Annotated in this window: 20 protein-coding genes and 1 pseudogene; 3 read left to right on the forward strand and 18 right to left on the reverse strand. The window is 47.5% G+C overall.

Features of this window, described 5'->3' with window-relative positions; genetic code table 11:
- Positions 1–130 precede the first annotated feature (130 nt).
- Positions 131–2,506 (reverse strand): ABC transporter ATP-binding protein/permease, encoded by a 2,376-nt coding sequence (locus JI735_RS04850; RefSeq protein WP_039838390.1) that lies wholly within the window; start codon positions 2,504–2,506, stop codon positions 131–133.
- 197 nt (positions 2,507–2,703) lie between these two features.
- Here JI735_RS04850 and JI735_RS04855 point away from each other — a divergent pair, with 197 nt between their 5' ends.
- Both JI735_RS04855 and JI735_RS04860 read left to right on the forward strand, forming a co-directional pair.
- Positions 2,704–3,378, forward strand: a complete 675-nt coding sequence (locus JI735_RS04855; protein WP_039838389.1) for a response regulator transcription factor — start codon at positions 2,704–2,706, stop codon at positions 3,376–3,378.
- A complete protein-coding gene (locus JI735_RS04860; protein ID WP_039838388.1) occupies positions 3,375–4,430 on the forward strand; it encodes a HAMP domain-containing sensor histidine kinase in 1,056 nt (351 codons plus the stop codon). The genes JI735_RS04855 and JI735_RS04860 overlap by 4 nt, the downstream gene beginning before the upstream one ends.
- A gap of 132 nt (positions 4,431–4,562) precedes the next feature.
- Here JI735_RS04860 and JI735_RS04865 read toward each other — a convergent pair whose 3' ends face one another.
- From JI735_RS04865 to JI735_RS04935, 15 genes and pseudogenes are all read right to left on the reverse strand, one after another.
- Positions 4,563–5,417, reverse strand: a complete 855-nt coding sequence (locus tag JI735_RS04865) for a carbohydrate ABC transporter permease (protein WP_039838387.1) — start codon at positions 5,415–5,417, stop codon at positions 4,563–4,565.
- A gap of 3 nt (positions 5,418–5,420) precedes the next feature.
- A complete protein-coding gene (locus tag JI735_RS04870; RefSeq protein WP_039838386.1) occupies positions 5,421–6,392 on the reverse strand; it encodes a carbohydrate ABC transporter permease in 972 nt (323 codons plus the stop codon).
- A gap of 59 nt (positions 6,393–6,451) precedes the next feature.
- Entirely contained in the window at positions 6,452–7,864 is a 1,413-nt protein-coding gene (locus tag JI735_RS04875) for an ABC transporter substrate-binding protein (protein WP_039838385.1), read from the reverse strand.
- Between the two features lie 231 nt (positions 7,865–8,095).
- Positions 8,096–9,013 carry an IS3 family transposase gene (locus tag JI735_RS04880; RefSeq protein ID WP_233476258.1) on the reverse strand — a complete coding sequence of 306 codons (918 nt, stop codon included), beginning with the start codon at positions 9,011–9,013 and terminating at the stop codon, positions 8,096–8,098.
- On the reverse strand, positions 8,935–9,249 hold the full coding sequence (locus JI735_RS04885; RefSeq protein ID WP_039832618.1) for a helix-turn-helix domain-containing protein: 315 nt from the start codon (positions 9,247–9,249) through the stop codon (positions 8,935–8,937). Before JI735_RS04885 ends, JI735_RS04880 begins: the two co-directional genes overlap by 79 nt.
- A gap of 275 nt (positions 9,250–9,524) precedes the next feature.
- Complete coding sequence (locus JI735_RS04890) at positions 9,525–9,809, reverse strand: metal-sensing transcriptional repressor (protein ID WP_039832569.1); 285 nt, start codon at positions 9,807–9,809, stop codon at positions 9,525–9,527.
- A gap of 263 nt (positions 9,810–10,072) precedes the next feature.
- Entirely contained in the window at positions 10,073–10,690 is a 618-nt protein-coding gene (locus JI735_RS04895) for a TVP38/TMEM64 family protein (RefSeq protein WP_039832568.1), read from the reverse strand.
- A 24-nt stretch (positions 10,691–10,714) separates the two neighbouring features.
- Entirely contained in the window at positions 10,715–12,112 is a 1,398-nt protein-coding gene (locus JI735_RS04900; RefSeq protein ID WP_325175576.1) for an MATE family efflux transporter, read from the reverse strand.
- Between the two features lie 361 nt (positions 12,113–12,473).
- Entirely contained in the window at positions 12,474–13,247 is a 774-nt protein-coding gene (locus JI735_RS04905) for an ABC transporter permease (protein WP_039832567.1), read from the reverse strand.
- Positions 13,247–14,005, reverse strand: a complete 759-nt coding sequence (locus JI735_RS04910) for an ABC transporter ATP-binding protein (RefSeq protein WP_039832566.1) — start codon at positions 14,003–14,005, stop codon at positions 13,247–13,249. Before JI735_RS04910 ends, JI735_RS04905 begins: the two co-directional genes overlap by 1 nt.
- 15 nt (positions 14,006–14,020) lie before the next feature.
- A pseudogene (locus JI735_RS04915) lies at positions 14,021–14,370 on the reverse strand (DUF1048 domain-containing protein).
- 12 nt (positions 14,371–14,382) lie between these two features.
- Positions 14,383–14,730: a DUF1048 domain-containing protein gene (locus tag JI735_RS04920; protein ID WP_039832564.1), complete on the reverse strand. Its 348-nt coding sequence runs from the start codon at positions 14,728–14,730 to the stop codon at positions 14,383–14,385.
- Positions 14,730–15,035, reverse strand: coding sequence for a PadR family transcriptional regulator (locus JI735_RS04925; protein WP_280631852.1), 306 nt, complete (start codon positions 15,033–15,035; stop codon positions 14,730–14,732). Before JI735_RS04925 ends, JI735_RS04920 begins: the two co-directional genes overlap by 1 nt.
- 769 nt (positions 15,036–15,804) lie before the next feature.
- Positions 15,805–16,176, reverse strand: a complete 372-nt coding sequence (locus tag JI735_RS04930) for a PhzF family phenazine biosynthesis protein (protein WP_233476259.1) — start codon at positions 16,174–16,176, stop codon at positions 15,805–15,807.
- A gap of 384 nt (positions 16,177–16,560) precedes the next feature.
- Positions 16,561–17,463 carry a DMT family transporter gene (locus tag JI735_RS04935; protein WP_039832349.1) on the reverse strand — a complete coding sequence of 301 codons (903 nt, stop codon included), beginning with the start codon at positions 17,461–17,463 and terminating at the stop codon, positions 16,561–16,563.
- Between the two features lie 101 nt (positions 17,464–17,564).
- Here JI735_RS04935 and JI735_RS04940 point away from each other — a divergent pair, with 101 nt between their 5' ends.
- Positions 17,565–18,458, forward strand: coding sequence for a LysR family transcriptional regulator (locus JI735_RS04940; RefSeq protein ID WP_039832350.1), 894 nt, complete (start codon positions 17,565–17,567; stop codon positions 18,456–18,458).
- A 195-nt stretch (positions 18,459–18,653) separates the two neighbouring features.
- On the opposite strand, the gene JI735_RS04945 is transcribed toward JI735_RS04940, so the two are convergent.
- Both JI735_RS04945 and glmS read right to left on the reverse strand, forming a co-directional pair.
- A complete protein-coding gene (locus JI735_RS04945; protein ID WP_233476260.1) occupies positions 18,654–18,869 on the reverse strand; it encodes a hypothetical protein in 216 nt (71 codons plus the stop codon).
- A gap of 157 nt (positions 18,870–19,026) precedes the next feature.
- Positions 19,027–20,859 (reverse strand): glutamine--fructose-6-phosphate transaminase (isomerizing), encoded by a 1,833-nt coding sequence (gene glmS / locus JI735_RS04950; RefSeq protein WP_039832352.1) that lies wholly within the window; start codon positions 20,857–20,859, stop codon positions 19,027–19,029.
- Positions 20,860–21,485: the final 626 nt, after the last annotated feature.

Consider the following 21,485-nt stretch of genomic DNA (forward strand, 5'->3'; position numbering starts at 1 on the left):
CATAGCGGGCGCCTCCATACTCCTCTTCTCCTCAGCGCTTCTTCACAAAAAAATTGCCGGAGCCCTAGAATTGCATTCATTCTAGGGCTCCGGCGTCTGTAGTTAGTTCACAGCTTCGCCGCTATAGCCGTCACTCACTGCGCAAGGCAGTAACCGGATCCTTCTTCGCGGCCATCTTGGCCGGAATGAATCCGCCGATCATTGTAAGCCCCACGCTGATCACACCCAGAATTAGCGCATGCAGCGGATTCAGCTGGGCGACATTCGACAGCTCAGTCAGATTATAGAGTATGGCATTTACCGGAATCGTCAGCAGGTAGGTAATACCTATTCCCAGGAGGCCTGAGCAGGCTCCGATAATAAAGGTCTCGGCATTGAATACCCGTGTGATATCCTTCTTGCGGGCACCCAGCGCGCGCAGGACTCCAATCTCCTTCGTCCGTTCCATGACGGAGATATAGGTGATGATCCCGATCATGATCAGCGACACCACCAGGGAAATCGCCGCAAAAGCAACAAGCACCATCGTAATCCCGTCCATAATACCGCCGGATATATTGGTAACGATAGCGGCCAAATCGGTATATTTCACCTGATCCTTGGTATCACGTCCTTCATTCCATTTATCCAGATAAGCCGTGACCGATTCCTTGGCGCTGAAATCAATCGGGTACAGCGAAACCGAGTTAGGGATGTCCGTTGCCCCCAGAGACGCCAGCACATCCTCTTTAGTTAAGGAAGCAGCGCCCGGTACTAAGCTTCCCGCAGAACTCATTCTCCCTATCGGCCCTGGGCTGGCTCCTGCCCCGCCGCCTGTGACACCATCAGACAATGCCTGGCCGGTCAGCACATTGAAATCTGCTTTTTCCTGCGCCAGAACAATTTCCGATTTCTGTGCATCTGCTATAAACGAAGCGGCAAGCTCATCCGAATAGGCAATGCCCGGAGACAGCGTAGATATGCTTGAACCTTCCTGGCCCCGCAATACCCCAACGATGTTCAGAGTTACTGCTTTGGGGTTATTATAGAGGTCCATTACATTCGCAGCTGTTCCGTTTACAGTAAACTGCCCGCCGTTTTTACGGTAATAGTCATTGTTCATAACAAGCTTCAGTTGTTTACCAATAAGATCTCCAAGACCGATACTGTCCGCTGTATAATCCAGCCCCAGGGCATGAACCGCAGCATCGGTCAGGCGGTTGTATTCATCCACAATGAGTACAACATCCGTCGGCTTGGCAGGGAATGTTCCTTCCAGCACATCATAATATTGCTCCAGATAGCTCCCCGCCTCACTCCCCTGTTTGCTGGGATATGCGGTGAAGCTGATATTGCTTTTGTCCAGAACAGCCGCCTTATCCCCATCCGAAACCAGTACATTCATATTCACGGTGCGGGTATAGGAAATACCATCAATAAGCTCCGGGTCAATCTGATTCAAATACCCGATATATTCTTTGGTGAGCACATTTGTATGCTGTGATGAATTCTCGCTGGGATCATAGGGGTATAGCTTTTTCTCTTTGGGGTACGGGGGAAGCTCAGAATCTTTGCCGGCTGGCGGTCCCAGTTCTACATTTATTGGCGTCTGAGAAATCTGGATCGGGAAGTTGGAGAGCGCCCCCGTTTCATAGGTGTTAATCTGCTTATCGAATCCATTCGACAAGGACAGGATCAAGGCAATGCCAATGATTCCGATACTTGAGGCAAAAGCAGTCAGGCCCGTCCGCCACTTCTTGGTCGCGATATTTTTCCCGGATAATTTCAGGGCGGTAAAAAAGCTCATGCTGGTTTCCTTCAGCTTATAAGAGCTTGAGGTCTTCTGATTCGCCAGCGGGTTGCTGTCCGAAACCGCATGACCGTCCGAAAAACGAATGACACGGTCCGCATAACTCTCAGCCAGCTCCGGATTATGCGTAACCATGATGACCAGCTTATCCTCCGCTATGGTTTTGATCAGCTCCATGATCTGCTCGCTGGTTTCCGTATCCAGCGCCCCCGTCGGCTCATCCGCGAGAATAATATCCGGATTGTTGGCCAGGGCGCGGGCAATCGCTACCCGCTGCATCTGTCCGCCGGAGAGCTGGTTCGGCTTTTTGTGGACATGCTCCTTGAGTCCGACCTTCTCCAGGGCTTCAAGCGCCTTGCGGTGCTTCTCGGCTGCGGTTACCCCGCTGAGCGTCATCCCCATCTCCACATTATCCGTGATGCTCAGGTGCGAAATCAGATTATAGCTTTGAAAAATAAAGCCAACACTATTATTGCGGTACGCATCCCAATCACCGTCTTTGAAGTGCTCTGTTGACTGCCCGTTGATAACCAGCTCTCCGCTGTCATACTGATCCAGCCCGCCGATAATATTCAGCAGTGTGGTTTTGCCCGATCCGCTTTGGCCCAAAATCGCAACAAATTCACTTTCCCTGAAATTCAGATTCACCTTATCCAGTGCAACCTGCGTGAAATCTCCGGTCTTATAGCTTTTCGTGATGTTTTTTAATTGCAGCATCTTATCCAGTCTCCTTTTTCTATCCCTGTACTCTTTGCTCTCTCTATTCTTTCTCTGTTCTTGTCTTGCTGGCCCCAGTATAAGCGCTAAATATAAACTAAACCTCAACTTCGCAGTTGAGATTCACTTGATGTTCATGATGTATACTTAAGCCATCTATATACTGAACCCTATGAAGCATCCCGGGAGGAAACCTCATGTTTAATATTCTTGTAGTTGAGGATGACAGCAAATTACGGCAGCTCTTCTGTACAGTCCTGACCAAAAATGGATACCGGGCAATCCCGGCAGTTAACGGCGAGGATGCACTCACGGTACTGGATAAGGAATACATCGATTTGATCATCTGCGATATTATGATGCCGCTCATGGATGGCTACGAGCTGACGCGGACACTCAGAGACAATAACAATAATCTTCCGGTTCTTATGGTGACTGCACGGGAGACCTTTGCCGACAAACAACAGGGATTTCTCGTTGGGATCGACGATTATATGGTGAAGCCGATCAATGTGAATGAAATGCTTCTGCGTGTGGGGGCACTGCTGCGGCGTGCCAAAATTATCAGCGAACGCCGGATTGAGTGGGGAGCAACCGTACTGGATTATGACGCTTTAACCGTTATCCAGGGACAGGAGAGCATCCTTCTTCCGCAGAAGGAATTTTATTTACTCTATAAACTAATCTCCTATCCGAATAAAATCTTTACCAAACAGCAGCTGATGGATGAAATATGGGGAATGGATACGGAATCTGACGAGCATACGGTGGTAGTCCATATTAACCGCTTGCGCGAGCGTTTCAGGGAGAGCACTGACTTTGAAATTGTCACCGTAAGAGGACTCGGCTATAAGGCGGTGAAGCTGGGATGAGGATAAGCCCCCCTAAAAACAGAGGCTTGTGGTGGCATTTTGTATCGTTGGTGTTTGTAATTGTTGTGTCCTTCCTCTTAGTCATGGCGATCTTGGCTTATCTATATATCCGTCTGGGCAACGATGCCATGCAGCATAGAAATCCTTTCCCGCCGGTCCTGACCATTATATTATTCAGCCTCGTCATCGGGACGACGATCACTGTGACCGTAGGCCGGAAAATACTGGCTCCCATCGCGGATCTGATCAAGGCGGCCAAGGAAGTCTCCAAAGGCAACTTCGAGATTCATTTGGATGAATCGCACCGGGTGGGCGAAATCAGCGAGGCCGCTCACCACTTCAATATTATGGTTCAGGAGCTGCGCAGCATCGAGACGCTCCGTAATGATTTCGTGGTCAATGTGTCTCACGAGTTCAAGACACCCATTGCGGCGATCGAGGGGTATGCCACCCTTTTGCAGGAAGATAATCTCAGTAAAAAAGAGCATGACGAATACACCGGAATGATTATAGACAGCGCCAGGCAGTTGTCCGCCCTATCCGGCAATATCCTCAAAATATCCAAGCTCGAAAACCAGGAACTGCTCACAGAACAAACAGAATACCGCCTGGATGAGCAGCTCCGGCAGGCATTGTTATTGCTGGAATCGGCTTGGGGGCCTAAGCAGTTGAACCTTAACATTGATCTGGACGAGCTTCACTATTACGGGAATGAAGAGCTGATGATGCAGGTATGGCTCAATGTGCTTGGCAATGCGATCAAATTCACGCCGGAAGGCGGAGAAATCTCGGTTTCTCTCCGGCCCGGCACCCCTTGGATTACGGCGGTCATCTCCGATACAGGAATAGGAATGACCCCGAAGGTCCGCAAGCATATTTTCGAGAAATTCTACCAGGGCGACCCCGCCCGCTCTGCCGAAGGCAACGGCCTCGGCCTGCCTTTGGTTGCCCGCATTATCAGCTTAAGCGGAGGAAGGATTGAGGTCAGCAGCGAGCCGGGGGTGGGGTCGGCTTTTACGCTTAAGCTGCCTGGGCCAGTCAGTGCAAAATAAACATTTAGAGTCATGAGTTTACACAGAAACACAAATAAGGATGTCTCCGAAGCATTAGCTTCAAGACATCCTTAAACGGGTGACCAAATGATTAAAATTGGCCGCCATTAGACTTAATTGCCCGGAAAGGGGTTATTCTTTGACGCCTCCGAGCGCTACGCCTGCGATAATGTAGCGGGATAACAGGAAGTACACCACAAACAGCGGTAAAGCCGTCAAGGCCAGCCCCATATAGATCGAGCCAAACTCCGTCTTATAAATATCGCCGCGCAGTAAGCTCACCATGACCGGCATGGTATACTTTTCCTTCTGTGTCAGCAAAATCAGCGGCATAAACAAGTTATTCCAATTGGCCACAAAGGCAAAGATGGCTTGCGTCGCCACAGCCGGCATCATCAGCGGCAGGATGATCCGGTTAAAGGTTTTGAATTCGCCGGACCCGTCTACGCGCGCTGCTTCTACGATCTCTATCGACAGCGTTGCGAGCAGGTATTGGCGCATGAAGAACACCACCGCCGGGGCTGCTATCGCAGGCAGAATCAGGGGAAGAAAGCTGTTTGTCCAATGTATTTTATACATGAACTGATAGAATCCGATGGCACTTGCCTGAGAAGGAATCATCATCACACATAAGATAAAGGTAAAGAATGGCTTGCGCAGCTTCCAGTCATAAGTCACAAGCCCATAGGCCGCCAAGGACGAGAAGTAAACGGTTAAGATGGTTGCTGAACTGGAGATAGTAAACGAATTCAGGAACCCTTGTATAGGGTCGAAGCTCTTATCGAGCAGCACCCGCAGGTTGCTCATCATATGGGTCGAAGGAAGCAGTGACAGACCGCTTTGGATTTCCGCTGTAGAGCGGGTAGCATTTACAAACATGATCCAAAAAGGGAGGATACTCAGCACCGCCAAAAAGATGCAGACGATATAGATAATCGACTTGTTTAGCTTTCGGGTAACGGTTCCGTTTTTATGATTGTGGTCCATCTGCTATACCTCCCTCACGGCTGCTGCTTTGGCAGATTTTTTATAATTCTTTTCCGCTTTTTTTATTCTCCCCGCGTCGCGGTCACGCATTAGATAGAACACTAATCCAGACAATATGGCCGCAATGACGAACATGATCATGCTTGCGGCTGCAGCGCGGTTGTACATATAGCTTCCCTTGAACGCTTGCCCATAGATGAACATGGACGTGGTAAGCGTGGAGTCGTCCGGTCCGCCTGCAAGAAACAGCTGCGGAATATCGAACATAGTCAAACCACCGATCATCGATGTAATCAGCGTAAATAGCAAGATGGTACGGAGGCTCGGCAGCGTAATACGGAAAAAGGTCTGAAATCCGTTGGCGCCGTCAATCGCCGCAGACTCGAAGAGCGCGGGATTTATGCCCATAACGCCTGCGACAAGAATGATCATGGTGTTGCCGTACCACATCCAGAACTGGATGAACGCCACAATGCCCCGCGCTGTTGTTTTATCCTGAAGGAAGAAAATCGGAGCGTCGGACCATCCCAGCATCTCAAAAATACTGTTTACGGGACCCATCGGATAAGCAAACAAACTGCTGAAAAGCACGGCGATTGTACCTGCTGTGATAATATTCGGCATATAGAGCAGAACCTTGAACGCACCTTGTCCCTTTATGTTGAGGCGCTTGTTCGTGAACCAGGCAGTGAGTAAAAGCGCGAGAACGATCTGAGGAATGAAATTGACGATCCAGAGCAACCCGGTGTTGATTAGAGACTTCCGGAATGAGACGTTATCAAAGAGGAGATCTTTGAAATTCTGAAACGGGTTATCCAAAATATGAACCGGTTTGGGTATCAGCCCCTGCATATTGGTGAACCCGATGACTGCGGTGTACAAAATGGGATATAACGAGAAGATCAGAAATGCCAAAACAAACGGCAACGTGAAGATATAGCCGAATTTTGAGTAGTTCACACCTTTGCGGCGCATGCTCTCACCCCTTTAGTTATATGAAGGGACGGGATAACTCCCGTCCCTTCGATTCTTTCTTATTCGCTATCGATACCAAGCTGGTCTTTGACCTGCTGCTTGAAGGTTTCAATCGCTTTAGCGCGGTCTTTGTTGCCCGCAGTATATTCGCGTACTTGCTCGCGCCATAGCTTGTTAATCGTTTCGTCGTACTGGGTTAAGTTCTTGCCTGAAGCGTTAGCGTTGGCCGGAACGAACACATCGAACATGTTCTGTCCGCCGAGCAGCGGAACTTCGCCGTTGGACTTCGCCATGACGACAGAGGATGCCACACTGTCCTTCGTGCCTTGCTCGCCCTCTTTCATCGTTCCGTTAGCCCAGTAATATTGGAGCCCGGTTTCGGAGGTATCGAGCGTCACCCACTTGATAAAGTCTGCAACCGCCTGTTTCTTGGCATCGTCCTTGGTAACGTCTTTGTTGGCAAGCAGCCAGGTGCCTCCCCAGAAGAAGCCTGTCGGCGGCTCGGTAACTGCCCAGTCGCCACTCGTGTCTTTTACTTGTCCGCTCATCGTATAGTTAATGAGCCAAGCGGGACCGAAGAAACCGAAGACCGGTTGGGCCCCGGAGCCGGACATATCTGCGTACCATGCTTCCGTCCAGTCCGTCGTATCGTTGTGATAACCGTTATCCTTCAGCTTCTTGGAGAGATCAAGGAACTCTTCACGCTTCGGATCGATATGCAGCTTGCCGTCGACAATCCAGCCTTTCTCAGAGCTGTTCTCAATCGCGTGCCAAATATCGCCGTCTCCGGAAACGATGCCATACCCTTTGGCTTTTAGCTTCGCAGCCGCTTCGTAGAACTTCTCCCAGCCAGGTCCAACTTCATTCTTGATGGTGGCCGGATCATCCGATCCAAAAACATCCTTGGCAATCGAGCGGCGATAGATAAAGGCTCCGCCGGTCGCCTGGTAGCCGAGTCCTTTCAGTTGGCCGTCTTTGCTGCCGATGTCGACCGAGTATTGGGCAATCCCTGCATCCTTAACCATCTGATCGTCAAGGCCCAGGTCCGCATAGTTAGCAGCATAGCCGGATGCATCGCCTTGTGTATATTTGAGGACGAACGCCGCTTCAGCCGCAAAAATATCCGGAGCATCCTTCCCGCCAGCGGCCAGGGCCTGGTCAAGAGCAGGCTGATACGCGCCATCTGTGGTTGCAATCACCGTAGTTTTAAATTCCACATTTGCGTCAGGATGAGTTTCCAGATACTTTTTGCCCATGTTCGGAATCTCGTCCGTGAAGCTCCAGAGATTGATGGTGACCTTCGAGCCATCTCCCTTGGCTGGTGCCGCTGATGCACTAGCCGAAGCTGCTGGAGCTTCGCTTGGACTGGATGAGTTAGATTTAGAATTCGAGTTTCCGCCGCACGCTGTAAGAGCAGTTGTCATCACAAGCATAGTAGAGATCCCTACTAAAACACGTTTCATACTTTTCATACTTTGCCTCCCCTTTATATTGATTCCTCGGTTTCGTGTAACCGCATACATAATTATAGAACCGATGGTCCGCAGGCATAAGGAACCGATCATTGGGTAAAATTCCACTTTTATTGGATTTCGTTCAGGCACCAGCCGCCTATGCCCCTTGATTGGCTAAAAGTAAAACCCCGGAAAGGCACCTGTTCGGCGCTGGTCAAGCCCCTATTTTGTAGACACTGAAAAAAGACCCTAGGCTGTAAGCTGCTTCCGGTACTCCACCGGAGGCAGCTTATTTAGTCTTCGTTGCGGTCGATACTGGTTGTAAAATTGAATATAGGCTTCAATTCGTCTTTGTGCCTCGTCCAGATTTCGGATATCATAAGGGTAGAGCCCTTCCGTTTTGAGATGCGAGAAGAAGCTCTCCATGGAGGCATTGTCATAACAATTTCCTCGGCGGGACATGCTGATTCGGGCGCCAACCTTTGGCAGCATGTCATGGTATGCATGAGACGTGTATTGGAATCCCTGGTCGCTGTGAACGATCAGTCCGGTCACGTCTTTTGTCTTGTTCAAGGCTTTCTCAAAGGTCTGTAGAACCAGTGGATTGTCATTTTTCTGACTCATGTGGTAGGCTACAATTTCATTGTTAAACAAATCTTTCACCGCAGAAAGATAGAGCCACGATTCTCCCACCCGGTATTGAGTCACATCGGTAACCCATTTTTGGTTAGGAGCATCCGCCTTGAAATCTCGCTTCAGTAGGTTTTTAGCGACTCGCCCTCCGTCCGAAGATGCGTAATTACAGCGATGTTTTCGCCTTATTCGTGACCGGATTCCAAGTACCTGCATGAGCCGTAGCACCTTCTTATGATTCATCCAGACTCCATGATCCTGCAGCAAGAATAACTGGATCTGTCGGTATCCGTAAACTCCGTTGTAGTGCTCGTAAACCTTCTTCACAAGTTCTCTATCTTCTCGGTCCCGATCGAATGCTTTGCGCTTTAGAAAGGCGTAATATCCGCTTCTGGAGACCCCAAACACTTTGCACAAATGACGAACCGGATATTCACTTGAGGCTCTCTCAATTGTTACATACCGCTCTGTTTCATCTCCTGCATCCAGATTTCCAAGCACTTTTTTAGCATTTCGTTCTCCTGTTTGAGCCATTTGACCTGTCTTTCTTGATCGACATATTGTTCTCGCCGTCCTCGCTGGTCCACAAGTCCGAACTCTCCCAGTTCCCGGTATTTCCTCATCCATGTTTTCAACCGATGTCTGTCTGTAATTTCGAACTTCTCCATAATTTTACGATAGGTCCAACCTTCGACCATATGAAGACGTATTGCCTCCAGCTTTGTTTCATAAGAATACGTTTTAGACTTCTTTCCTTTAATCGCTGGCATAAAAAATGCACCCCCTAGAATTCATCGGATAAACCAGGGGTTTATTCCAATGTCTATTCTAAGGGGTGCACTTCAGCGCCTTCCCGGGGTGTATTTGCTGTCTAATGAAAAAACGTATGCGAAAGGAACTGGGCTAATATCAGAGATTGCCGGATTTGTTGCGGAAATAGTTTTGAAGAAATTAAGGATTAAGCTGCGCCTGGATTGCCTTTAACTCAGCTTCTTTCTCATTGATCTTGCTCCTTTAAACGTATGAAGGAGCCAACCCGTGTCTGCTATCTGATGTAACTATTAATCGCTGCATTTAGCTCCGCAATAACCTGTGCTTCATCTCCATGGTGAACTGCGTCAACCACACAGTTCTCCAAATGATCCTTTAACAGAAGCTTTGCGGCACCATCCAGTGCTTTCTGAACGGCTGCAATCTGTAACAGGATATCAGGACACTGACGGCCATTGATGGCCATCTCTTTGACTGAACGCAAATGTCCTTCCACTTTTGACAAGCGGTTAATAATATCTTTCCGATATTTATGTTCATGATGATGCTCTTCAGACATATGTCTTACCTCCCTAATTGAATCCTTGATATATGCACTACTACCGCAATTTAAGGCATATCTAAATAGTACCGTTGTCTTTGGAGACTGTCCAATCGGGCAGATAGCTAAAAAGAAATTTCAATCTGTAAGAGGGATAGGCTGTAATTTTCTGAGAAGATGAAGTTTCCGTTACTAAAACCTGCATGGGGCACCTTCCTCCAAGGCATCTGCGGTTATCGATGAACGGAAGTAAATATGGCTGAAGCCCTTTTTCTAACCTTTCAAGTTGTTTGAGAAAACAGACGTTTATAGATCATGTAAATTACACCTAAAAATCCGCTATAGATTAGAAGCAAGGGAACCCAATAAAGCGAACCGGAAGTTACGGAAACACCAACATAGGCAAACACAAGCATCATCGGAATTTTACCAATGACAGTGGCCGTTAAAAACGGAGCGAACGGGATTTTAAACAACCCCGCATATCCATTGATGAAAACAGCAGGGATAAAAGGTAGCATACGCCCGATCAGAACGAAAAAGAAGGTATGGTTTCGTATACGTTCATTCCATGTGTTAATCCTATTTATGGAACTCTGTTTCCCTCCACCAGCTCCTCCTTGCCCAAAAATCCAGTAGGCGAAAATGGCAGCAAGTGATGAGGCGATGACGCTCATGCCACTTCCTCCCCATAGTCCGTATTTGACTCCTAATATGCTCGATACCAAAGCAAAGGGGATAACGGGAACCATTCCAAGCATAACAGAGATCAGCAGGATGATTGGCCAGCTGCTTGAATCCAGATCCTTCAGCCATGGCATAATTTCACCCCTGTATATGAAAATAAGTACAAACAAAACAAAATATAAAACACCAGCAGCTATTCTTTGGATAAGCATTTTACGTATTTGCCCCCTGAAAGTTTACTCGGAAACAGCCTCTGGCATGGAACCAACCGTCTTTCTGAACCGGTAAAACAAAAAGACGGCTCTGATTGCCAGATCAATGGCTATTGACAACCAAATTCCCGCGATGCCCAAATCAAGCTGAATACCAAGTACATAGACCCCGATTACCCGGATCAGCCACATCCCGATGGCAGTGCTGTACATTGGACTTTTCGTATCTCCAGCACCTTGAAGTGCTCCCGCCAAGACCAGTCCTACCGCCAAAAATGGTTGAGCGAATGCATCAATTCTAAGAGCTGTAGTAACCATATCTATCACTCCCTGCTCGCCGGTGAACCATGCTGCGGCAATCGGAGCAAGTACAAACAGCAGGACACCCGCTATTCCCATGAAGACAACCGCAACAGCAGAAGTATATATTCCAAACTGGTATGCGTCCCGGTGCCGGTTCGCTCCCAGGTATTGTCCGACTAAAGTTGTCGCAGCAATCGCCAATCCATAACCCGGCATATATGAAAAAATCTCAATGTTCCCGGCTATCGTATGCGCTGCGTACACTTCAGTTCCAATTCTGACGATCAGCCCCATATATAAAACCTGACCCAGCCGCATAATTAAGCGTTCTGCGGCAGCTGGCCCGGAGAGTTTTAGGAGCGGTTTTGTAAATTCATTCCCATCTTTTTTGAAGAGTGAAAAGGAGAGCGGCGACTTCCGGATATACTTGTACAGCGCAAAACAGCCGATTATACGTACCAGTACTGTGGCTAATGCAGCCCCGGCAATCCCCAAGCCCGGGATACCGGATATTCCGAAGATCAGTACATAGTCCAGAATAATATGTACCAAATTGATCCATATCCCTACTTTCATCGGTGTTTTGGTATCACCGGCAGAGCGTAATATACTGCCAAACACGGTCATCACTGAAATAAAAATTGATGGAACAGCGACAATTCTAAAATAAACCACTCCACTGCTTAACACTTCCGGTTCAGCGCCCATGATGCGCAGCAGAGGTTCGGCAAAAAACAGGGTGATGATGCCGAACAAAAGTCCGGCGATGATAGAGAGCCATGTTGATTGCCGGGCAATCTGCCTGGCCTCTTCTATTTTTCCGGCACCGACCCGCTTGGCAATCATCGAAGAAGTCCCGACACCAATAGCGAGGAAGATCGCGATATAAACATTGAGTATCGTGTTGGATACGCCTACTGCCGTGACCTCGTTCAAACCAATTTTCGAAACAAATAAGGTATCCACAAAACCAACTACTGTTTGAAGAAGATTTTCAATCATAGCAGGAACACCGAGTGCTAAAATAATCCGTATTTTTTCTTTTGGAGTGGTATCTGCAATTTCTATTGTCTTTGCCACATCAATCGATCCTTTCCATACTCCTTGGTATATAGACATACTAAGAAATTAACCCCCCGGGGGGTTAATGTCAAGGAGTTTGTCCGTATCACGAGCGTTCGATATCGAGAAAGTACCTGTTCATGGATGTGGTACATGTCTGCTCCAAGCAGCTTTTCAATTTTAAAAAACGACACATTCCATAAAATAAGTAATAGACTGGACCCAACAATAAAGACAGCGGCAGCCTTGGACGAATAAAGTCCTAGACTACCGCTGTTTTATTCAACTATTGTTTCCCTTTAGCTTAACGGCCTCCAAAGGAGTAATAAAACATCACTTCACTTCGACAGCCTTGATCTCAACGGGCAAACTGGTGAAGCTAACGCTTTGACAATGTGGAAGGCCCTGCATACAAACATTAAGCTGCATTCCGTTTGTATGCGTGCATCGCAAATAGATATGCGACGATCATTATCCCTAAGCACCACGCTAAAGCGACCCAGATATCATTGCCTACCGGTTGACTTGACAATAGTGCACGGATGGTCTCTACGATAGACGTCACCGGCTGGTTTTCGGCAAAGACGCGAACAACTTTCGGCATCGAGTCAGTCGGTACAAATGCCGAGCTGATAAACGGCAGGAAGATTAATGGATAGGAAAAGGCGCTTGCACCTTCCATCGTTTTTGCGGACAGTCCGGCAATGGCCGCAACCCAAGTCAAAGACAGCGTAAACAACACGAGTATACCGGCTACGGCAAGCCAGGACAGTACCCCTGCCGACGAGCGAAAGCCCATAATAAGTGCTACGAGAATGATGACCACAATAGAAATGACGTTGGATACTACCGAGGTTAGCACATGCCCCCACAGCACAGTCGAACGCGCAATCGGCATGGAGTGGAACCGCTCATCAATGATGCCCCGTTGCTTATCCATAAACAGGCGGTAAGCCACGTAGGCCACCCCGCTGGCAATAGCCATAAGTAGTATGCCAGGCAACAGATAGTTCACATAGTTATCCGTACCCGTTTCGATTGCGCCGCCAAACACATAGACGAACAGCAGCATCATTGCAATCGGAGTGATACAGACCGTGAAGATGGTATCCAGACTGCGGAAAATATGACGCATGGAACGACCAAGCATAACGTTCATGTCGCTGAAAAAATGTTTTTTTGCCGCCTCCATTAGATGGCCTCCTTTTTACCGATGATTGCAAGAAATATTTCCTCTAGTGTCGGCTGTTTTTCAACGTACTCCACCTTTGCGGATGGAAACAGCTTTTTCAGTTCTGCGAGCGTACCGCTGGCGATAATCCTGCCCTCGTGCAGAATGGCAATCCGGTCGGCAAGCTGCTCGGCTTCCTCTAAATACTGCGTGGTCAGGAATACCGTAGTGCCGCCGTCCGCAAGCTCCTTTACAATTTTCCAAACCTCGATACGTGCCTCGGGGTCAAGCCCGGTGGTTGGCTCGTCGAGGAAAATAATCTGCGGTTTTCCCACAAGGCTTAAGGCGATGTCGAGCCTACGGCGCATACCACCCGAATAAGTAGATGGCTTACGGTCGGCCGCATCGGTTAAGCCGAAACGTTTCAGCAAATCGTCCGCAATTTGACGCGGATGATCCAGATGCCGCAGCTTGGCAATCATGATCAGATTTTCCCGCCCGGTCAATATCTCGTCTACGGCGGCAAATTGCCCGGTCAGACTGATCGCATGCCGCACATTCCCGGGTTTTGACGCTATGTCAAATCCGTTTACGGTGGCGGTGCCCTTGTCCTGTTTGAGCAGCGTGGTGAGGATTCTGACAATCGTCGTCTTGCCCGCGCCGTTAGAACCAAGCAGAGCGAAAATCTCACCTCGCTTCACTTCAAAATCGACGCCCTTTAGGACTTCTGTGTCCTTGAAAGACTTTCGCAGACCTTTCACTTCAATTGCTTTTCCCATCCCGGTATCCCCCTTTTACTTTGTTTTATCCGTACTCTTTTTCATGGCCTTGTTATCTTTTTGGCAACAGATTCTTGATAGATGTCAGCGTAAGTTTTTGAATCTTTGATTAGATCGTCGCAGAAAGCCGCTACGTCAGTGCCCGTCACTTCGAGCACGCCTTTCCCCAAGGCCGCGCCATCTTCAAAAAGATCGACAATCCCCGCGAGCAACCCCGTCCCTTCGGTCAGCTGGGCAGGGCCGACCTTAAAGAGATATTTTTGAATCTCTTTATAAACAATCTGATAATCTTGCGGGAGCGCTTTGACACGCGCCACGTGTGCTCGCCACTCTTTTTTGCCTTCGATGATATCTCGTATTTTCATTTTATCCTCCTCCTATTTACCTAATTTTTTAGCAATATTATTGTTGAGTTGCTCACGCCACTTGTCGCGATACGACTTTGCCCCTTCTTCGCCGGCCAGCGCTGAACAGAAGCCTTTGATATCGTCGCCTAAAACCTCTTGGACACTTTGACCGTCCGCCGCCGTTTCTTCTAGCAGACCAAGCACACCGTCAAGAATTGGCAAGAGGTTGCGACCGGTAAAATCTGAATGCGGCCAAAGATTGGCATTAATTTTTTCCCATGCCGCTTGATAATCAGCCGGCAGCTTTTTGGCTCGCGTTTCAAAAGTTTTGAATTCTTTAGTCATGTCGCTGCCGGTGATTTTTTCCCAAAAGTTCATTATTTTCTCTCCTTTAACTCGTTAATTTTTGATGATACGAACTCCCATTTTTCCCAGAACCTCCGCAGCTCCTCGCGCCCCGCATCGTTGATCGCGAAAAACTTTCGCGGCGGTCCCATATCGGATGGCTTCTTTGTGATCTCCACCAACTTGTTTTTTTCAAGCCGGATCAGGATGGTGTACACCGTTCCCTCCACAACATCTGTGAAGCCGAGGGCGTTCAGCCGCCGCGTGATTTCGTAGCCGTAGGTTTCTTTGCGGCTTATAATTTCAAGGACACAGCCCTCAAGCACGCCTTTGAGCATTTCCGTTAGGTTTTCCAGCACAATCACCCCTTACTATTCTGTACGACAGGTATGCAGTGTTACTTACTACCACTATAAAGTAACACGTAGTAGTCGGTCTGTCAATAGCGTTTGCTCTACATTAATCCGATACCCGTCGATAAGGTTATTCTGAATCAGATAATGGGAAAGGCTGGCACTGCCTATAACAATCATATCCTTTTACAGGCTGCCTAAGATCATTCGATCCTCACCAGCTCAAGTATTTGCAGGATGACAAGAAGCACGGAGTATCGGGAGACGTTGCGCAAAAAGGGCTATGACCCGTTGAGACATGGGAGTGAGAATCGCTAGGGCGACGTGGAAACGTGCACATATGGAACAATATAGGTGCATGAATATTCACCTTTATTCCCGCATGCCCAGTTTTACGTCCCCCTGACCCAAGCTCCCCCTACATTGTCTTCTTCGTTCTAACTACAGGATGAAATCCTGCGAATTCATGAGTCTGAGTGAGGAAACTGAATCATTCTGAGGAAGCGCAATGCAACTATGTGTCGTTCACGATCTTCAACGCAAGCGACCTAGCATTGCCGGAGGGCTTTTTCGATGGCACCGAGAAACGCAAAGTGATCAAATTCTAGGAAGATGATTGGTTGAATTAAGAAGAACTGTTAACCCGTCTGCTCACGCATGCATCCTCTGCTATCTAGACTCGCCTTGCCAATAGCAGAATTAGCCTATTTGCTGCCTATAATATGGTGGCTGCAAACAGGCTTTTTGATTCCGCTTATATGATGATATGTCTTCGTTCAATGCCAGCCACTGCACCGCCAACCCGAACTTGGTTGATTTCACCGCTCTCGCTCAGGCGCAATCGTGCCTTGATTTCTGAAGGACAATCCATCGAATACCCTTGCCTGAACATGACATGCTCCACTTCCCGCAAAGATCGTTGGCCATGTTGGTACAAATAGCTGAGCAGGGCACCGTTGGATGTTCCTGTCGCGCTTTCCTCGGAAACATCGTACAGCGGCGCAAAATTCCGGCATTCCGCAGCAGCACCGTCTGGAGTATCCAACGTGAACAAATGATATCCAACCACATCATATTTTTCACTGATGGCGGTTATGGCGTCAAAATTTGGCTGAACCTCATCCAAGAGCTTCCGATATCCTTTCAAGAAATTGTGGTAAAGCCTGTGATAAATAAACTATATAATTGAACTTGTGATTTTTCTATTTGGGATTGGTCGTGACTCCAGAGAATGTTTGGACTTCCGGCCGCTGCCCATCTGCAGATTTCTTGATTATATACCGTTATTAACGGTGGAAATCCGCAGACAAAGGCGGACGCTACCGCTCCTACAGTTCCAAACTTCTCCTTCGCCACTTTTCCCTTCATTAAAAAGAGTATAGCGGTCGCTTTCTTAGATCTATTGAAGTCCAAGCTACTTTAAGAAAAACGCCAGCCGATCTCTTGGTAAAAATTAATCTTAAAATAAATGTGAGACTTAAAGGAAGTTCTTGATATTTGTCTCATCTAATTATCCCCTGTGCATATTGCTATGCTTTTGCAGTGATTTCATTTTGAAATTTACCAGTCCAATACCTAAGATAATTAGAACAAGTCCCACCACCATCTTCGTAGTAATCGTTTCTCCCAAAAAGAAAACGCTGATCACTATTGCAATGAGTGGGACCAGAAAGTTAAACGATCCGATTTTTCCGGCTTCGCCTGATCTGACAAGCAAAAAGAAAACAAGCCAGGTTAGCGCCGTACAGAAGATCGCAATAATCGACAATGTCGAGATGAATTGCTGATTCCAAATGATATCCGTCCAATTCTCAACGGTTGTCCCCGCAATTAACAATACAATTCCACCAAAGATCATCTGAAGAGTAGTCAACCAGATCGCATCGACTTTAGTGGATGTTTTCTTCATATAAATCGTACCGAATGTCCAAGTAATTGTGCTGGCTAAACCAAGCAAGATGCCAAGGATCGAAATATTACTAGAGCCATCAGTTATGCTGATAACAGCAACTCCTATGAAGCCTAGAATAAGGCCAACTATTTTGAAACCGTTCATGGATTCACCCAACCACAACCAAGCTCCGATTCCAAGTAAAACGGGTTGCATAAACACGATCGTCGAAAATAAACCGGCAGGCATCATATTCAGTCCAAACGTTTGAAAGCCGAAAAAGAGAATAATATTTAGCAATGCGGAGATCAGGTAAATATGCCAAGTATCCTTCAAATTAATGTATTTATAACGTGGTATAGCGAACAGAAGCAAAATGAAACCTCCGATCGTGATCCTCAAACCGGCGAAGAGCAATGGTGTTGCAAATTCGAGCGCATATTTAGATAACGGCCAGTTCACCCCCCACATTGCTACTAAAAACGTTAAAAGCAAAAAAGTATGTGCTTTTGAAAGCTGCATGAATTATCAGTCCCCTTTGTATAATGATGTTCACTTATGGTACAATATCTCGAAAAATAAATAAAATGCATTATTGTCATTAAGGAGATATCAAATTTGTTATGAATATTTCTCAACTCATATTGTTTGTGAAGATCGTCGAGACCGGTAGCTTTACCAAGGCTGGGGAACAACTGCATATGTCGCAACCTGCTGTAAGCCGCGCCATCTCTACACTTGAATCAGAATTAGGAGTTACTCTCATGATACGGGAACGAAGAAACGGGGTTATTCATCTTACCGATATTGGCGCGCGCCTGCTTGTCATATTCAGAGAGATTTTAAATGGATTTAATAAGGTTGAGCAGGAGGTTACCGCTGAAAAAGGATTTGAAGTTGGCACCGTTCGTGTTGGTGTATTCCCAATTGTGTCCGCGTACTTCTTGCCGAAAATACTGCGAATCATTGGGGAGAAACATCCGGGGCTGACATTCGAACTGTTTGAAGGGACAATCGAAGAGATTAAAAATTGGCTAGAATCCAGAATAATCGATGTCGGATGGATTATTCCGCCATGCAACGAACTTGAAACGATTCCTTTCTTTCGTGATGAATTATGTCTGGTCCACCGGGATGATCATCCATTGCAAAGTCGTCAAACAATTCATATAACGGATTTAGATAATGAGCCTATGATTGTGTGCCAAGGTGGTTTTGTAACGCCGATTATCGAGTTATTCAAAGAATTCGGAACCACTTTGCACGCCAAATATAACGGCCACAACATAAACACGGCGTTGAGTATGATTCAAGAAGGGCTTGGCGTCTCGATCGTTTCGAGAACATCTTTGTCACTATCGTCACTACCGCCAAATGTCCGCATCAGGACAATTGATCCGCAACCCGTTAGAGAGATTCACCTGGCTGTTCCTTCTTTAAAGGAGTCCTCGCACGGGGTGAAACTCTTCATTCAGACTGCAAGAGAGCTGTATTTATCTGGGGATCGGATCCAATAATGTGCATCTTTACGCATTACAGAATACTCTCAAAACATCGCAGTACCCCGAATAACTAAAGAAAAGGTATGATCAGTCGCCTTTTAAAGTATACGAAGTAGAGATTGGCTTCCAATATGTAATAGCCACGTTAACATTGGTTCCTTAACGGACAAACTAATCTGTCCGAAAGATTACAAAAAAATGAACAGCCTGCTAGCCTGCAGACTGCTCAATATTGATTTGTGCAAAAATGGGGAAAAACATGTTCTTCTCGTTATCTGTATAAACGTGTTCCAAACTTTTCAACAAAAAAACCTTTAATTCGTTTAACATTTTTTCTTTCATTTGCGGTAAGACCAAGCCACCATAGCTACTGCGACATTCAATGTTCGGTTGTTGATAAAAATCGCAATCGCTCATCTTTTTCACCGCCACTTTTCATAGTCCTTATAAAAAGAGAGCAGCCTGAATTATTTCTTTCAGGCTGCTCTCTAGGCGTATTACATTTACATAGTGGTTCACGACATTTATTACTGGTTCCACTGTTTTATTTCACCGGACAAAGATTTTATAATACCTTAACCCCTTACTCCACCGTAACGCTTTTCGCCAGGTTTCGTGGTTTATCGACATCGTGGCCCAGGGCCAGCGAAGCGTAGTAGGCGAGCAATTGCAGCGTAACTACGGACAATGCAGCGGTCAGCAGCGGCAGGGTCTTAGGAATCACGAAGGCTTGATCGACGGATTTCAACAGGTCGGTAACATGCTCTTCGTGCGTAATCGCCAGGACGTCTGCGCCGCGGGCTTTTACTTCCTTGATGTTGCTGACGGTTTTCTCCAGAACGGATTCCTGGGTGGCCAGGGCAATCACCGGAACGCCCTCTTCGATCAGCGCCAGGGTGCCGTGCTTCAATTCGCCCGCAGCGTAAGCTTCGGAGTGAATATAGGAGATTTCTTTCAGCTTCAGCGAGCCTTCCTGAGCAACAGCGTAATCAACGCCGCGGCCAATGAAGAACAGGTGCTTATGATCAGCAATCTGCTCAGCGTAGGTTTTGATCGCTTCTTTTTGGGCGAGAATTTGTTCTACCTGCTCTGGCAGGGATTGCATAGCGGCCAAAATCTCAGCGACCTGTGCTTCGCTCTGAGTACCGCGCACTTCAGCCAGATACAGACCAAGCAGCGTGAATGCGATAATCTGTGAAGTGTAGGCTTTGGTGGAAGCTACGGCAATTTCCGGTCCAGCCAGGGTTACCAGCACATCATTAGCTTCACGGGCAATGGAGCTGCCCACTACGTTAGTAATTGCCAGTACATGCGCACCGTTCGCTTGCCCTTCGCGCAGCGCTGCCAGTGTATCCGCAGTTTCGCCGGATTGGCTAACTACGATAACCAGGGTTTCCGGTGTAACGATCGGCGAACGGTAACGGTATTCCGAAGCGATATCATTTTCTACAGGAATACGTACCAGGGACTCGATCAGATTGCGTCCAACAAGTCCGGCATTATAAGCCGTACCACAGGCAACGATCTGGATGTTGCGGATGTTCTTGATCTGCTCTTCCGTCAGGTTAAGCTCTGGCAGAATCACTTTGCTGCCTTCAGCATTCGTACGTCCACGCATCGTATCGCGGTATGCTTTTGGCTGCTCGTGGATTTCTTTCAGCATGAAATGCTCATAGCCGCCTTTTTCTGCGGTAACTGCATCCCAATCGACAGTAATCATTTCCCGAGAAATAAAGTTGCCTTCAATCGTCATCAATTCGACAGCATCCCGTGTCAGTACAGCCATTTCGCCGTCGTTCAAAATATATACGTTGCGGGTATATTCCAGCAAAGCAGGAATGTCGGACCCGATAAAGTTTTCGCCTTCGCCCAGACCAATGATTAGCGGGCTTGCTTGACGCACAGCCACCAGTTTGTCGGGCTCATATTCAGTAAGAACTCCCAGTGCAAATGCACCGCGCATGAAGGTGATCGCTTTTTGTACAGCTTTTACGATATCACCATTGTATTCGCGGGCGATCAGGTGGGAAATCACCTCCGTATCCGTTTCGGAAGTAAAGTGGCATCCCCCGGCAATCAGTTCTTCCTTAAGGTCAAGGTAGTTCTCCACAATCCCGTTGTGTACGACCGAGAACTTCTTGCTCTCGTCGGTGTGCGGGTGGGAGTTCTCATCGGAAGGTTTACCATGCGTCGCCCACCGTGTATGCCCGATTCCGGCGCTGCCGGTAAGTGGAGTTGCTTCCAGTCTGGATTCCAGGTTCGCCATACGGCCTTGTGCTTTTACAACCTGAAGGCCCTCTTTGGTAAATACGGCAATCCCTGCCGAATCATAACCGCGATACTCCAGCTTCTTCAAGCCCTCTACCAAGATCCCCTGCGAATTCTGATTCCCGATATATCCTACAATACCACACATTATAATTTCCCCCGTCCAATTTATATTGTGGGCGGCATAAGGAAAGAAACGTGCCGTGCGGCATGTTTTTGAGAAAAAGCAAATATTCTGTTGTATTTCAGGCTCACCAAGTTCACACGATTACGCCATCCTTAAAAAAGAACAGTATCCGTTTCCCTTGTGTCTATGTTCATGAAATGCACAGTCTTCTCCTCTGCCGCAGCAGAACGCTCTGTGTTTCTCTCCGTTACTGCACTAGCCCATGAAATGAAAAATAACTTCTGGTTGCACCCACAGAAACGTTGTGTGAAAGGTCGCCCTCGCATTTTCCGTTCCCGTTTACGGCTCTGGTGCATCACCGGGAGGTCCCCGCCGAACATTTCGAACACCTCCACCTCGTCAGCTTACATCTGCCGTGATCCGTTCAAGCCTCGCCCTACGGGCAACTGCTGTCCCTTCTCCCCGCGCAAGATCAAGCTCTGGCGCTTGCTGTTGCCAACCTTACTATCCCCGCTTTCCTTCTGGAATGACACTTAATCTATTATATGCACCTTACATCGTTTTTGCAATGCTGTATCACAGGAATACTTTTGACAGTTCGTACAGATGAATGGACATAAATTTAAATATTCAGCCGCTGAAGCAGA

The organism is Paenibacillus sonchi (assembly GCF_016772475.1).
GTDB lineage: Bacteria > Bacillota > Bacilli > Paenibacillales > Paenibacillaceae > Paenibacillus_AQ > Paenibacillus_AQ sonchi.

What these genes read in the sequence shown, in the direction of transcription:
- JI735_RS04910 (WP_039832566.1), bottom strand. Translation starts at nt 14,005, where the DNA reads ATGGGAAAAGCAATTGAAGTGAAAGGTCTGCGAAAGTCTTTCAAGGAC.
- JI735_RS04905 (WP_039832567.1), bottom strand. Translation starts at nt 13,247, where the DNA reads ATGGAGGCGGCAAAAAAACATTTTTTCAGCGACATGAACGTTATGCTT.
- JI735_RS04925 (WP_280631852.1), bottom strand. Translation starts at nt 15,035, where the DNA reads ATGCTCAAAGGCGTGCTTGAGGGCTGTGTCCTTGAAATTATAAGCCGC.
- JI735_RS04870 (WP_039838386.1), bottom strand. Translation starts at nt 6,392, where the DNA reads ATGCGCCGCAAAGGTGTGAACTACTCAAAATTCGGCTATATCTTCACG.
- JI735_RS04920 (WP_039832564.1), bottom strand. Translation starts at nt 14,730, where the DNA reads ATGAACTTTTGGGAAAAAATCACCGGCAGCGACATGACTAAAGAATTC.
- JI735_RS04890 (WP_039832569.1), bottom strand. Translation starts at nt 9,809, where the DNA reads ATGTCTGAAGAGCATCATCATGAACATAAATATCGGAAAGATATTATT.
- JI735_RS04850 (WP_039838390.1), bottom strand. Translation starts at nt 2,506, where the DNA reads ATGCTGCAATTAAAAAACATCACGAAAAGCTATAAGACCGGAGATTTC.
- JI735_RS04855 (WP_039838389.1), top strand. Translation starts at nt 2,704, where the DNA reads ATGTTTAATATTCTTGTAGTTGAGGATGACAGCAAATTACGGCAGCTC.
- JI735_RS04885 (WP_039832618.1), bottom strand. Translation starts at nt 9,249, where the DNA reads ATGCCAGCGATTAAAGGAAAGAAGTCTAAAACGTATTCTTATGAAACA.
- JI735_RS04895 (WP_039832568.1), bottom strand. Translation starts at nt 10,690, where the DNA reads ATGCTTATCCAAAGAATAGCTGCTGGTGTTTTATATTTTGTTTTGTTT.
- JI735_RS04900 (WP_325175576.1), bottom strand. Translation starts at nt 12,112, where the DNA reads ATGTCTATATACCAAGGAGTATGGAAAGGATCGATTGATGTGGCAAAG.
- JI735_RS04940 (WP_039832350.1), top strand. Translation starts at nt 17,565, where the DNA reads ATGAATATTTCTCAACTCATATTGTTTGTGAAGATCGTCGAGACCGGT.
- glmS (WP_039832352.1), bottom strand. Translation starts at nt 20,859, where the DNA reads ATGTGTGGTATTGTAGGATATATCGGGAATCAGAATTCGCAGGGGATC.
- JI735_RS04875 (WP_039838385.1), bottom strand. Translation starts at nt 7,864, where the DNA reads ATGAAAAGTATGAAACGTGTTTTAGTAGGGATCTCTACTATGCTTGTG.
- JI735_RS04860 (WP_039838388.1), top strand. Translation starts at nt 3,375, where the DNA reads ATGAGGATAAGCCCCCCTAAAAACAGAGGCTTGTGGTGGCATTTTGTA.
- JI735_RS04880 (WP_233476258.1), bottom strand. Translation starts at nt 9,013, where the DNA reads ATGGCTCAAACAGGAGAACGAAATGCTAAAAAAGTGCTTGGAAATCTG.
- JI735_RS04865 (WP_039838387.1), bottom strand. Translation starts at nt 5,417, where the DNA reads ATGGACCACAATCATAAAAACGGAACCGTTACCCGAAAGCTAAACAAG.
- JI735_RS04935 (WP_039832349.1), bottom strand. Translation starts at nt 17,463, where the DNA reads ATGCAGCTTTCAAAAGCACATACTTTTTTGCTTTTAACGTTTTTAGTA.